This is a genomic window from Bradyrhizobium sp. LeoA1Lang (genome assembly GCF_055413685.1).
Genome location: NZ_JBVAPG010000115.1, coordinates 1 through 12,180, shown reverse-complemented (window position 1 = coordinate 12,180; position 12,180 = coordinate 1). Strand labels below are relative to the sequence as shown.

The 12,180-nt window shown below is 63.5% G+C and carries 13 protein-coding genes; 10 read left to right on the top strand and 3 right to left on the bottom strand.

What is annotated here, in order from left to right; translation table 11 throughout:
- Positions 1–10 precede the first annotated feature (10 nt).
- The 3 genes from ACZYOF_RS30305 (at position 11) to nusG (ending at position 2,167) form a co-directional block, all read left to right on the top strand.
- Complete coding sequence (locus tag ACZYOF_RS30305; RefSeq protein ID WP_463718062.1) at positions 11–283, top strand: hypothetical protein; 273 nt, start codon at positions 11–13, stop codon at positions 281–283.
- A 67-nt stretch (positions 284–350) separates the two neighbouring features.
- On the top strand, positions 351–1,562 hold the full coding sequence (locus ACZYOF_RS30300) for a helix-turn-helix domain-containing protein (RefSeq protein WP_463718061.1): 1,212 nt from the start codon (positions 351–353) through the stop codon (positions 1,560–1,562).
- Positions 1,559–2,167: a transcription termination/antitermination protein NusG gene (gene nusG, locus ACZYOF_RS30295; protein ID WP_463718060.1), complete on the top strand. Its 609-nt coding sequence runs from the start codon at positions 1,559–1,561 to the stop codon at positions 2,165–2,167. Before ACZYOF_RS30300 ends, nusG begins: the two co-directional genes overlap by 4 nt.
- Positions 2,168–2,488: 321 nt before the next feature.
- On the opposite strand, the gene ACZYOF_RS30290 is transcribed toward nusG, so the two are convergent.
- Both ACZYOF_RS30290 and ACZYOF_RS30285 read right to left on the bottom strand, forming a co-directional pair.
- Positions 2,489–3,634 (bottom strand): HlyD family secretion protein, encoded by a 1,146-nt coding sequence (locus ACZYOF_RS30290; protein WP_463718059.1) that lies wholly within the window; start codon positions 3,632–3,634, stop codon positions 2,489–2,491.
- Between the two features lie 28 nt (positions 3,635–3,662).
- Positions 3,663–4,142 carry a DUF3302 domain-containing protein gene (locus tag ACZYOF_RS30285; protein ID WP_463718058.1) on the bottom strand — a complete coding sequence of 160 codons (480 nt, stop codon included), beginning with the start codon at positions 4,140–4,142 and terminating at the stop codon, positions 3,663–3,665.
- A gap of 464 nt (positions 4,143–4,606) precedes the next feature.
- Here ACZYOF_RS30285 and ACZYOF_RS30280 point away from each other — a divergent pair, with 464 nt between their 5' ends.
- The 7 genes from ACZYOF_RS30280 to ACZYOF_RS30250 all read left to right on the top strand — a co-directional run bounded on the left by ACZYOF_RS30280 (position 4,607) and on the right by ACZYOF_RS30250 (position 11,652).
- Entirely contained in the window at positions 4,607–4,942 is a 336-nt protein-coding gene (locus ACZYOF_RS30280) for a LapA family protein (protein ID WP_463718057.1), read from the top strand.
- 265 nt (positions 4,943–5,207) lie between these two features.
- Entirely contained in the window at positions 5,208–6,575 is a 1,368-nt protein-coding gene (locus ACZYOF_RS30275; protein ID WP_463718056.1) for a site-specific DNA-methyltransferase, read from the top strand.
- 11 nt (positions 6,576–6,586) lie between these two features.
- Positions 6,587–7,171, top strand: a complete 585-nt coding sequence (locus ACZYOF_RS30270; protein ID WP_463718055.1) for a hypothetical protein — start codon at positions 6,587–6,589, stop codon at positions 7,169–7,171.
- The gene (locus ACZYOF_RS30265) at positions 7,168–9,201 is read left to right on the top strand and encodes a phage terminase large subunit family protein (RefSeq protein WP_463718054.1); all 2,034 of its coding nucleotides are present in this window, start codon (positions 7,168–7,170) and stop codon (positions 9,199–9,201) included. Before ACZYOF_RS30270 ends, ACZYOF_RS30265 begins: the two co-directional genes overlap by 4 nt.
- Entirely contained in the window at positions 9,201–9,410 is a 210-nt protein-coding gene (locus ACZYOF_RS30260) for a phage head-tail joining protein (protein WP_463718053.1), read from the top strand. The genes ACZYOF_RS30265 and ACZYOF_RS30260 overlap by 1 nt, the downstream gene beginning before the upstream one ends.
- Positions 9,410–10,960, top strand: coding sequence for a phage portal protein (locus ACZYOF_RS30255; protein WP_463718052.1), 1,551 nt, complete (start codon positions 9,410–9,412; stop codon positions 10,958–10,960). Before ACZYOF_RS30260 ends, ACZYOF_RS30255 begins: the two co-directional genes overlap by 1 nt.
- On the top strand, positions 10,957–11,652 hold the full coding sequence (locus ACZYOF_RS30250; RefSeq protein WP_463718051.1) for an HK97 family phage prohead protease: 696 nt from the start codon (positions 10,957–10,959) through the stop codon (positions 11,650–11,652). Before ACZYOF_RS30255 ends, ACZYOF_RS30250 begins: the two co-directional genes overlap by 4 nt.
- A 7-nt stretch (positions 11,653–11,659) precedes the next feature.
- Here ACZYOF_RS30250 and ACZYOF_RS30245 read toward each other — a convergent pair.
- Positions 11,660–12,180: IS630 family transposase (locus ACZYOF_RS30245; protein ID WP_463718050.1), on the bottom strand; the 521-nt coding region annotated here is incomplete at its 5' end.

Genomic DNA, 12,180 nt, shown 5'->3' with positions numbered 1-12,180 from the left:
AGAGGTCAGCATGACAGACCTTTCGCCGATTTTGCGCGCGCTTGCCGCTGGAGGCCCGCGTGGCTTCAAGTTGGCCGACATCATCCGCGATCTCGTCATAAAGGGCGGCGAGCTCGGCGAGCTGATCGAATATGACCATCCCGATCCGGCGCTCCGCAACGGCACGAAATGTCGCCGCCTGCGGCTCGAATGGTTTGCGCGGCTCGACAAGGCCGTCGAGACCGAGGCGATCGATTGGCTCGACACCGATCGCATCACCGAGATCCTGCTGCAAGGGAAATAGCCGGATCGTCCTTTCAGTGCAGTTGCTTACCGCGTCCAACTTAATCTATCGCATCACGAGACTAGAAATGGCTTTCGCTCGCGCAAAAAGGCGCGCTATTCGCCACGCATCGGATAGTGCTCACGCCTGGGCGCGCAACCTTCGGCTTGGCGACGTTCATGCTAAGCTCCTGCTTTCGATGCTGACGCTGTACGTCAATGGCGATGGCGAGGCCTTCGTTGGCATCGACCAACTGGCCGAGGACTGCGAATTTTCTCCTGACACCATTCGCCGCCGCCTGCGCTGGCTCGAAGAGATCGGCGCGATCACCCGCGTGCCTCAGTGGATCGGGCCGAACGGTCGCCGCAATAGCGATGGCATCGGTAAGCGCAGCTCTGATCTGATCCGTCTGATGCTCGACGCGGATCCCGACGAGATCGAAGCGCGTGCGACGGGCAGGGAGCCAGAAACGCCAGCGGTTTCAACGTCGTTTAGCCCTAGCCAGCAGCGAGGGCTAAACGAGCCGTTGGACTCGGCTAGCACTCGGCCAGCCCTCGGCCAGCCCTCGCACTGCGGCCAGGGTCTAAACTCTGAACCTGAACCTGAACCGGAAGATTCTCCCCCGACCCCCTCCGGGGGCGCGAGCGAACCGAGCGAGATCTCGGAAGATGAAACCGAGCCCGAGCACTTCGCCGAGGCGTGGTTGGCTTGGCCTGGGCACGAGGTGATGCGGCGGGATCTGGCGCTCGCCGAGTTTCGAAAGCTGCTGCCCGATAAGCAGCTACTTTGCCGGGCCGCGATTCCGAAATTCTTCGAGATGCAGCGGCAGCTCAAGCGCGACCACGTTCCGAATTTCCATCTGTGGATTCGCAGCCGCGGCTTCGATGAATTCCCAACCGCAACGCTCGCGGACGCGCCGTCGGCCTCGCAGGGGGTGAGCAACTCTTACGCGGTGGAGAGCGTGGAGGGCAGGGCACTCAAGGCATTGTTCGCGCTCGCCCGCACGTCGATCTGGGAACGCAACGGTCGCATGATCTACCCGCGACCGATGACCGCGCGCGTGCTCGCCTTCGCCGATGTGCCGCGGGAACTGTCGTCCTGGCACTGGATCGAAGATCGGGCGCAGATTGCCGCCTGGTCGACGTTCCTGTCGACGCACATCCACACACGCCGTCCGGAAATCCTTACGACGCGCGGCACCGGAGCCGATCAGCGCCGCGGCTTCTACGCGCCATGGCCATGGCCACCGCGCAAGGACGGAACGATTTCGGCATCACCTGAGGCAGGGGAGAACGAATGAACATGCAGTACGTCAAGCGTCAGATCGTTGGCTATGTTCCGGTTGGGTGCGATCTTGTTTCGGTGCCTGCGCTGCCGGAGCGTTGGTTCGTTCTGGGAGTTGCGCCGGGCCGAGATGCGAAGGTGATGAAGGCCTTTGACGAGCGCTGCATCAGCGGATGGTCTCCAATCGTCGCGACGGTGGTCGGTCGATCGTCCGGCTATATCCCGCGGCGACCCCACCTCGGCAAGCGCATCGTCAAGCCGTTCCTTCCTGGCCTGATCTTCGTGCCTGATTTTGAGATGGTTCGCACCGGATCAATCCGCAGCATTCCTGGTGTCGACAATTTCCTCGATTTCGGCACGTGCCGATCGTGGCTCAATGTCCAGGAGATGCAGGTGCTGCGCGACATCGTGGCAGCCGAGAACCTGCCACCATCGCAGAAGAGGAAAGCGCAGGAAGAGATCAACAAGCGCATTCGCGTCGTGGATGGTCTCTTTGCCGGTTTCTTCGGCCTGATCGAGCGAATTGACTCAAAGGGGCGACTCAGCGTCTACGTCGAGGACGGAAAGCGCGGCGTCAAGGTGAACGGTCTTACCGAGGCGCAGATCGAGCTGATCGACTAATTCGCGGTGCGGTGCATACGCGGCAGCTCGGCTAAAAGCGCGGAGCCTGATTCCAGGCGGACGCGCGGAGCGCGCCCCGATGCCAGACAGCCCGGCCATCGAGCCGGGCTTTTTCATTTGCGTAAGGTTGTGCGGCATCGCCTCTCGGGCGTCTACTCATAAACCCGCGCCGCAAATCAGGGTGCCTATCATGTCCGCTGTGCCCTGATAGCGGCGCGATAACAGACTTCACCAAAGGTCCGAGTTGGGCCAATCTGGACCTAGGCGCGCCTGCACTTCGGGGGCGTCTCACCAACTTTCACAGCTCAATCGCGCAGTCTTCTAGAGGGATTCGAAAAAGACGTAGTTTTGCCAGCTCCGCATGCGCAGAAGGATCTTCCGCAGCAACGACAGCTCGTGAAAGTGCTCGGTGTAGATCGCGGCTTCGCCGGCCGAACCAAGCGGAACCTGGTAACCCGACATGTCATCCACGACGTCGAGGACGGCCAGAGCGCGGTCTCCGGGCAGCGGACCCCCGACATTCACTAGCGTGCCCGTGGTTTGAAGCTGGCCGCCTGCGATCGCATCGATCACGAGGCGAACCTTGGCCTTGAATACGCGGCCCGGTATGCCCTTGAAAAGGACTTCGGCCTCATCGCCGGCACGAACGCGCTGAAGGGCGTTCTGCTGGAACGCGGCGGCCAAAGCGCGGTCTCTTTGGCTGTCGTTGACAAAAATCATGGCCGGACGGAAGGGCGCCGGAACCACATATACGCCCGGGCGCAGTGCGAGCTCGGTGACAAAGCCGCCGGTAGGGGCTCGAACAGTGGTCTGGTCGAGATCGAATTGGGCATCGGCAAGTTCATTACGTAAGCGAACGATCGCCGTGTGTTCGCCCTCGACAGTGGCGCCATACGCTTGCTTCGCGCGGTCTTCCGCAGCAGCCGCCTCGGCCACCGTCTGTTTTGCCGCATCGAGATTGCGTGTTGCGGTGTCGAGGGTTGCCTGCGCGACAACGTTCTTCTGGAATAATTGCGCCTGTCGATCGTAGTTTTCCTGCGCGAGCAGCAGTTGGGCGTTGGCCTTTCCAGTCGTCGCCGAGGCTTGATCAACTGACGCCTTGAGCTGGGCGATGCTGGCCTCAGCATCAGCCAGTCCCGCCCGCTTCTCGGCAACGGCATACTCGTATGGCTTAGGATCGATCTTGAACAGAACTTCGCCCGGTTCGAGATGTTGGTTGGTACGGTCCTCGACCGGCACTTCGATCACGCGGCCTCGGACGCCGGGCAATATGGGCGTGACCGTGAAGTATATGCGCGCATTGGTGGAAAACGGGTGATTGTAGGCCATCGTGATGAACAGCAACGAAAGCCCGAAGATGCCACCGAGGGCTGCGGTCGCAAGCGTCCACTGATTGACCGGGATTCTGAAAAGCTTGAACGTGACATAGCAGATCGCCACGTAGGTCAAGGTGAGCAGGATTTCCATCAATGGCCTCCGATTTCCGGAGAGTGCATCAGCTATCGCTGGCGCCTCGGTTTCCAGCAAGTGTCTCTTCTGCTGCAGGAACGTGTTCCTTCTCGGCAGCTGAATCCATTGACTCCGGCAAATCTGTTTTTGGCCGAGCCTGCCCTTCAAACTGAGCCGACCGATCTTTGATTCCGACTTTGGCCTCCACCTCCGCCAGTCGATGCTTCAGATCTTCCAGTTCGGTCACGGCCTCTGATGGCGTCGTCGGCTCGCCCGGCTTGTGACTAAAGCCCCAGCCGCGTCCCGGCTGATACATCATCGCCCATATCCAGAGAAACGGCCACAGCAGGTGCAGCAGGAACAGGCTGATCCACCCCGCAGCATGGATCGCGTCCTCGTGCGGGTGATGGCGCGCCTTGGCGATCCTGGCTGGGATGTCGTGGATCGCGATGATGCCGTAGACCAGCACGATCACCACGAAAAACAGCATACCAAGCGCGAAGTAATTGAGGAATGGATCTTCCATGCACGGTGCCAGTCAGGTTGGGCATGACGACGGTGGCATCCTTCAGTTCCCAGGACAGTTGATCTAGATCAACGTCGAGCTGTCGTAGGCCCACAGATTGCTAACGTTGCGGGTAGGACAGAATCCAAAAGGAGACTGGACATGACTGCAGAAATCCAATCGGGACTGATTTCGCGTCGAACAGCGTTTTCGCTTATAGGTGCCGTGTTAGGCGTAGCGCTGCCAGCCACGATCTTAGCCGTTCCAGAGGCCGAGGCTCAGACCGCGGGGATGGAACGCCGCCAAGACCGGCGCGCAAACCGCCGAGACCGGCGCGAAGACCGGCGCGCAAACCGCCAAGACCGGCGCGAAGACCGCCGAGAAGGGCGCGAAGCCCGGCGCGATGCGAGGAGGGGCGTGACCACGGGCACCGCAAAATAGTCATCCAGCCGCGCAAGTTCGCGCGCAAATGAGCGGACACCGCGGTGGGACAGGCCACATCACGTCATGATGAAGCTGTAGTGCACCACCCGCGCGATGCCAGCATGCCTTCGGACTTCGGCAACCGGCTTTGTGCAGGAAAGACCATGCGTTGGATCTATCTCGCCGCGATCACGCTATTCGCGCTTGCGACCTTGATTTTCGCCATACAGAACTTCGATGTCGTCACCATGTCCTTCCTGAGTTTCAAGGTCCGCGCGCCGCTCGCGGTGTTGACGATTGTCGTCTACCTCCTCGGTGCGGCAACCGGCGGCAGTCTGCTTGCATTACTGCGCCGAACTTATGAGGGGTCGACACGAGGCACCATGGGTTCGTCCTGAGAAACTGGAGTGCGGATCCGCGATGCGTTGCAGGCATCTGGCCGCCCTCCTTGGGCGTTTCCTTCCTAGACTGGCCGCGATCCGGCTTCGGATCGCGGCCTTTTTCGTTTTCGGCCCCGGGCTTGGGTCCTTCCTGGCCCCCCGTACGCCGCGGGTCAGTCCCATCCCGGGATTTCGCTAGCCGGGGGTCTGAAAACTTAGGTTGACACGGTTGACATGGTTGACAGCCCTAGTTGACACGGCGGCCCGCTTGAAACTCCAGCCCATGCAGATCGAAGTTCGCGCGCTCGGCGCCATCGTGCCGTACGCCGGCAACGCGCGCCTGCACTCGGACGAGCAGGTCGCGCAGATCGCGGCGTCGATCAAAGAGTTCGGGTTTAACAATCCGATCCTGGTCGACGCTGGGGGCGTGATCGTCGCCGGCCATGGCCGTTATGCCGCGGCGAAGTCGCTGGGGCTTACCGATGTGCCGGTTGTCGCGCTCGGGCACCTGTCCGAGGCCGCCCGCCGCGCCTACTGCATGGCGGACAACCGCATTGCGGAAAACTCCACCTGGGACGAGCAACTGCTCGCCCGCGAGCTGGAGTTTTTGCAGCGCGCCGGCGCCGTCGACCTGGCCGCCATCGGCTTCACCAAAAAGGAAGTGGAGCGCCTGCTCAAGGGCGCCCACGGTGGCTCACCGGGCCGCACAGAACTCAATGCGGCGCCGCCTGCGCCGAAGGTGCCCGTCTCGCGCTTGGGCGACACGTGGCTTTTGGGCGGCCATCACCGGCTGCGCTGCGGTTCGTCGACCAATCCGGAGGACGTTGCCGCGCTACTCGAGGGCGAAAAGCCGCACCTGATGGTGACCGATCCGCCATACGGCGTGAATTACGACCCGACCTGGCGCAAAGCCGCGGGACTCAATGGCGACGGCGCCGCGGCGGGCAAGGTGCTCAACGACGACATCGCCGATTGGACCGAGGCCTGGCGCCTGTTTCCTGGCGACGTCGCCTACGTCTGGCATGGCGGCCTGCATTCGGCGACCGTGCAGCACTCCCTCGAGGCGGCCGGTCTCAAGGTCCGCGCGCAGGTCATCTGGAACAAAAAGCGGATGGCCATCGGCCGCGGCGCCTACCACTGGAAGCATGAGCCGGCGTTCTATGCCGTCCGCGATGGCGCCGACGACGTCTGGCAGGATGAGCGTTTCGAGGAAGATCACGAGGTCGCCAGCTACGCTGTGAAGGACAAGGCGACGTCGAAGTGGGTCGGCGGCCGCAACCAGTCGACCGTCTGGGACATCGACCACGTCAAGAACGATACCGGCCACGGCACCCAGAAGCCCGTCGAATGCATGCGCCGGCCGATCGTCAACAATTCTCGCATTGGCGATGCGATCTATGAGCCGTTCGATGGTTCGGGCTCGACGATCATCGCCGCGCACATCGCCGGCCGGCGCGCCTTCGCGATGGAGCTGAACCCGCTTTACGTCGATGTGGCCGTGCGCCGCTGGCAAGACTTCACCGGCGGCACTGCCATTCTCGACGGCGACGGCCATTCCTTCGCCGAGGTGGCGCGCGCTCGCGGCATCGAGATCGCCGTTGCGGCGGCCGAGCAGTCGGCGAAGAAGCCGCGCAAAAAGACCGCGGCCTGAAGTGACGTGCAATGACCGGAATGACGCAGAGCGAGTACGCGAAGCATCGCGGCGTTTCGCGCCAGGCCATCAGCAAGCTGGTCGCGTCGGGCAAGATCCCGCGGTCCGCCTTCATTGATGGCAAGATCGACCCGGCCGCTGCCGATTTCGCGCTCGGCGAAACCCGCGAGCGGATCCTGTCGGCGGACGTTGACGACGAAGGCGATGCCGGCGGCGGCGATTCGACCTTCGGCAGCGACGCCGGCACGCGGTCGACGTCAAGCGATGGCGTTGCGCGCCTCACCCAGGCGCGAACCGCAACCGAGATCTACCGCGCCCGCACGGCGGAGCTGGAATACGACCAGAAGGTCGGCAAGCTTCTCGCTGTCGAGGACGTCACCCGCTCAATGGAAAAATGCGCCGCCGTGATCGTGCGCGAGATCGAGCAGCTCCCGAACTACGCTGACGATCTCGCGTCGGCGCTGGCGCGCGACGGGGTGCAGGGCGTCCGGATCACGTTGAAGAACATTGCGCGCAACATCCGCGGCGCGCTCGAGCAGAATATGCGGCTGGCCGCCGCTGACGACGAAGCCGGAAAGGAGGGCGCGTCATCATGAAAACTATCCCGCGCGCTCTGCCGATCATCGCCGGCATCTTCGCCGCCGTGTTCTCTCCGCCCGAGCCGGTCAAGCCATCGGTTTGGGCCGGCCAGCATTTCGTGCTGCCGGACGGCGAGCGCAAGGGTCAGACCATCGACCTGTCGAAGACGCCGCATCTGATCGAACCGATCGATGCGATGGGGCCGGACGAGCCCGACAACGAAATCGCGGTGATGAAATCGGCGCAGTCGGCGTTTACGACTGCGCTGCAGATCGTCGTCTGTCATTCGATCGACCGCGATCCCTGCGACATGATGGTGACGCAGCCGACCGACGGCGCGCTTGCCGACTTCAACTCGCAGAAGCTTGGCCGCACGCTCGAGCTGTCGCCGGTCATGCGCCGCAAGGTGGCGCCGCAAACCGCACGCGCCGGCGGCCAGGCGTCGAAAACGTACGAAAAGAAGTTTTCGCCCGACTGCTCGCTGTTCCTGTCGCTGGCGTCCTCGACCGCGGACCTGCGCTCGAAGACGATCAAGAAAGCGCTCTGCGACGAAATCGACGAATATCCGGATGACTTGAACGGTCAGGGCGATCCCCTCGACATGATCAAGGCCCGGCAGATTTCGTTCCTGCGCTCGGGCACGTGGAAGCGGGCCTATTTCTCGACGCCGACCATCAAGGGCGCGTCGAAGATCGAGGCGAAGTACCTGGCCGGCGACCAGCGTCGCTGGACCATGGTGTGCCCGCACTGCAAGGATACGAACCTCCGCTTTGAGTGGGGCAAGAATTTCGAGTTTGAGCGCGTTCGGCCCTACAATGCACGGTACATTCCGCCGTGCTGCGGCGTGGTGATCGAGGCCTGGCAGAAGTTCGCCGTTTACGAAACCGGCCGCTGGGTTGCTACCGCGCCGGGCGAGGGCAAGTACGAGAGCTATCACTTCGACGCGCTGTCGTCGCCCTTCGTGCCTTGGGATGTCATCGCGCACGAATTCGTCGAGGCCGGCGACAACCCGACCAAGCTGAAAACCTTCTGGAACCTGACGCTCGGCCTGCCCTTCGAAGTGAAGGCCGATGTTCCGGATCATGAGGTGCTGCTCAAGCGGCGCGAGCCCGACCTTGTTCGCGGCCACGTGCCGCCGCGGGGACTGATCATCACGGGATTCGCGGACATTCAGATGCGCGGCGCCTGGGTCGAGATCTTGGCACACGCGCCGAACCGCGAGAAATGGGTGGTCGACGCATTTTACATCGACGGCGACACCTCCGATCCGAATGGCGAGGTCTTCACCTCGCTGATCCGCGAGACCGTCGATCGAGAGTTCCCGGACGCGTTCGGCGGCAAGCGCAAGATTGACGCGCTCGGCATCGACTCCGGTTACCGCGCCCACGTGGTCTACGCGAAGGTTCGCGCCTCCCAGCGAATGCATCCGCTCACCGGCAAGGATGTCATTCTGGCCACCAAGGGCTTGCAGGGCTGGGGCCGTCCGGCGCTCGGGCAGCCGATCCTGGTCGACATCAGTCTCGACGGGAAAAAGATCAAGCAAGGCGCGAAGGTCTGGGGCATCGGCACCTGGCCGCTCAAGGCCGCGCACTATACCGACTTGAACGTAGTCCGCCCGGATGGGCAGCTCGTCTATCCGCCCGGCTATTGCCACCACGGCGCCTGGCTGGACGAGGTCTACTTCAAGCAGCTCACGGCCGAGAGCCTCGAGGAGTACAAAATTCGCGGCGGCATGACCTCGAAACGATGGGTGTCGTACCGCGCTAACCATTTTCTCGATTGCCGCGTCGGCAATCTCGCGCTTGCCGAATATCTGGGCTTGTCGACCTCGACGCCCGAGCAGTGGGCGGCGTTGGCGATGGCTCGCGGCCTGCCGCCCGAACTCTCGCAGGTCGATCTGTTCACGCCGGCGCGCAGCGACAACCTGGTCGAACCCGCGAAGGCTGACGAAGCGATTGCACGCCGCAAGGCTGAGGAACGAAGCGCGCCGCAGGAAATGAGCGAGGCCGCGCGCGATTGGCTCGATGGCTACGAGGTGAGGATCTGATGGCAGCTCTAACGCAAGCCGACGTCGACCGGCTCAAAAAGGCGATCGTGAAAGGCGTGCAGCGCGTCGAGTACGAGTCCGGCGCGGTGACCTATCAGTCGATCGACCAGATGTTGAAGGCGCTGGCGTTCGCCGAGGCCGATCTGGCCGGCGGCGGTTCGTCCCGCAATCAGACGCCGTCGACGCTGGCTGTTTTCGGGCGCGACTGATGGATCTGAATCTCCTTGAGCGCGGCCTCGCCGCGGCGTTCCCTGAGTGGGGCCTGCGGCGGCTGCATGCCAAGGCGAGCCTCGAGCAGGCGCGAATCTCTGCGCGCGCCTATGACGCCGCTCGCCGCGATCGTCGCACCGAGGGCTGGCGCGCGACGGGCGCCTCCGCGAATGCCGAGCTGGCGCCGGCGCTCAAGACGATCGTGGCCCGCTCGCGGGATCTCTGCCGGAACAACGAATGGGCGACTAACGGCAAGCGCAAATGGAAGGCGCACTTGATCGGTCCCGGCATCGTTCCGCGCGCCGATGTCAAGGGCAAGCGCGCGAAGCAGGTTGCGCAGGATGCCTTCAACGCCTTTGCCGACAACTGCGATCCGGAAGGCCTGACGGATTACTACGGCATCCAGGCCGCTCTGATCGGTGAAGTGTTCGAAGGCGGCGCCGCGTTTCTCCGCTGGTATCCGCGGCCGTCCGACATGGGCCTCAAGGTCCCGCTGCAATGCGAGGTGCTCGAGCACGATTTCCTCGACACCACGAAAACCGAGATCCTCGACAACGGCCGCGGCAACGTCGTGATTCACGGCGTCGAATATGACGGCTATGGCCGGCGCGTCGCCTATTGGCTGTTCCCGACGCATCCGGGCGAGGTCTCGATGATCCGCCGCGCCAACTTCAAATCGGAGCGGGTGCCGGCGGAGTTCTGCGATCACGTGTTCCGCGTCGACCGTCCGGGCCAGGTCACCGGCGTGCCGTGGCTGGCGCCGAGCATGCTGCGCTATCGCGACGTCGCCGACGCCGAGGAGGCCGATCTCGTCCGCCGCAAGATCGCGGCGTGCTTTACCGTGTTCGTCCGCCGCAGCGGCACGGCGGCGACGGGTCTGGCGCAGTCCGCCGATCAATCGACCGACAGCAAGAACCGGAAGATTGAGAAGATCGCGCCTGGTCTGATCGCCTACGTCGAGGGCGAGGGCGACATCACGCCAGCGGTGCCGCCGTCGGCGCCCGACGACGGCAACATGGAGCGCCAGCAATACGCGTTTGCCGCCGGCATCGGCCTGCCGTTCGCTACGCTGACCGGCAACCTGCAGCGCGTGAACTTCTCATCCATGCGTGAGGGCAAGCTCGATTTCTGGGCTGGCCTCGACCAGCTCCAGTGGCACATGGCGGTGCCGCAGATCTGCCGTCCGGCCTGGGGCCGCGTCATGCGGGCCGCGGCCGGCCGTGGCCTGCAGGTCTCGCCGGATACGCCGGCCAAGCACGCCATGCCGAAACGCCCTTGGGTGAACCCGGCTGACGATCTCAAGGCGGCCGCCGGCGAGCTGGCGCTCGGACTCGAGTCCTGGGCCGAGATGGTCGCAGCCCGCGGCTACGATCCCGAGGAGCTGCTCGCCGAAATCAAGGAGTGGCTGCCGAAGCTGAAAGAGGCGGGTCTCAATCCCGCCGCGGCGCCGGGGCTCGCCGGCTTGAACGGGGCCGCGCCTGGCGACAAGGGCGGGCAGAATCCGGCCAAGCCCAAGGACGTCGTCACATCAGAGGAGAACGACCAGTGAAGCCCGAGAAAGCGAATGGCGCGCCCGATGGCCTGCCGATGCAAACGCGCGCCGATGTGCCGATCGCCGACGTCAGCCAGGACAGCCGGACCGTCGAGGTTGTCTTCACCACGGGCGCGTCCGTTCGCCGTATGCGCTGGACCGGCTGGGACTCGGCCGTGCCGTTCGATGAGATCCTGACCGTCTCGCGCGACGCCGTGAACCTTGACCGGCTCAATGCCGGCGGGCCGGCCCTCGACAGCCATTCGATGTGGTCGACCTATTCGCAGGTCGGTGTCGTCGACAAGGCATGGATTGCCGGCAGCGAGGGGCGGGCGCTCATTCGGTTTCCAAGCACAGGAATCGACGAAGCCGCGGACCGCATGTTCTCCATGGTGCGGGAGAAGATCATCCGGAACGTGTCCGTCGGCTATACGATCGACGAAGTGCGGACCGAGGCGCCGCAGAAGGTCGGCGATGTTGAAAAGCGCATCGTGACGAAGTGGACGCCGCACGAAATCTCGTTTGTGGCCGTGCCGGCCGATGCCGGCGCGCAGGTGCGGAGCGCGGAGCAGCTCGCGCGTTACCCGCTCGTCATCGTCAGGCAGCAGGCGGAGGCGGCGCCCGCTCCGTCTCCCGCGGTACTCGCGCGCATGCGCATGCGGCAGCTCTCTGCCGCGCCCAAGCTGATCAAGATCAGCAACCCGACCTAGTGGTTCATCACAGTGGTTTTGACTCTTTGGCTGCAGCGGGATAGGCGCGGCGGAGTTTGGCGCGGGCTTTGTCGGTTGTGAACATCCATTTGATGCGGTCTCGCGTTTTATTTCGCTGCCGCTGCCATGCTGCGATCTCTTTTCGGAGCCTTTTGGGGTCGTCGATGCGGCGGCCGAGACATTGGCGTTGCAGAACGCTGATCTCGCACTCGACCATGTTGAGCCAACTGGCGTGTTTCGGAGTGTAGTGGAATTCGAGGCGGCGCAGGATGCGCCGGGCCTCGGCAGGCGCAAATGCTTGATACAGCGCGCCGGCGGTATGGATCGACAGATTGTCCTGCACGACACGGATGCAGGGGGCATCGGGATAATGGACGTCGACGAGTTCGCGCATGCAGTGCGCGTAGTCTACGGCAGCGCGGCGGTCTGTAACCTTGACGTTGCGCCAGCCGCGATGCGGATCGAAGGTGACGAAGAGATTGACGGTGCCGTTGCGGCGATATTCGTAATCGTAGCGCTCGCGCTGTC

What these genes read in the sequence shown, in the direction of transcription:
- ACZYOF_RS30285 (WP_463718058.1), bottom strand. Translation starts at nt 4,142, where the DNA reads ATGGAAGATCCATTCCTCAATTACTTCGCGCTTGGTATGCTGTTTTTC.
- ACZYOF_RS30275 (WP_463718056.1), top strand. Translation starts at nt 5,208, where the DNA reads ATGCAGATCGAAGTTCGCGCGCTCGGCGCCATCGTGCCGTACGCCGGC.
- ACZYOF_RS30290 (WP_463718059.1), bottom strand. Translation starts at nt 3,634, where the DNA reads ATGGAAATCCTGCTCACCTTGACCTACGTGGCGATCTGCTATGTCACG.
- ACZYOF_RS30305 (WP_463718062.1), top strand. Translation starts at nt 11, where the DNA reads ATGACAGACCTTTCGCCGATTTTGCGCGCGCTTGCCGCTGGAGGCCCG.
- ACZYOF_RS30270 (WP_463718055.1), top strand. Translation starts at nt 6,587, where the DNA reads ATGACCGGAATGACGCAGAGCGAGTACGCGAAGCATCGCGGCGTTTCG.
- ACZYOF_RS30255 (WP_463718052.1), top strand. Translation starts at nt 9,410, where the DNA reads ATGGATCTGAATCTCCTTGAGCGCGGCCTCGCCGCGGCGTTCCCTGAG.
- ACZYOF_RS30265 (WP_463718054.1), top strand. Translation starts at nt 7,168, where the DNA reads ATGAAAACTATCCCGCGCGCTCTGCCGATCATCGCCGGCATCTTCGCC.
- ACZYOF_RS30260 (WP_463718053.1), top strand. Translation starts at nt 9,201, where the DNA reads ATGGCAGCTCTAACGCAAGCCGACGTCGACCGGCTCAAAAAGGCGATC.
- ACZYOF_RS30300 (WP_463718061.1), top strand. Translation starts at nt 351, where the DNA reads ATGGCTTTCGCTCGCGCAAAAAGGCGCGCTATTCGCCACGCATCGGAT.
- nusG (WP_463718060.1), top strand. Translation starts at nt 1,559, where the DNA reads ATGAACATGCAGTACGTCAAGCGTCAGATCGTTGGCTATGTTCCGGTT.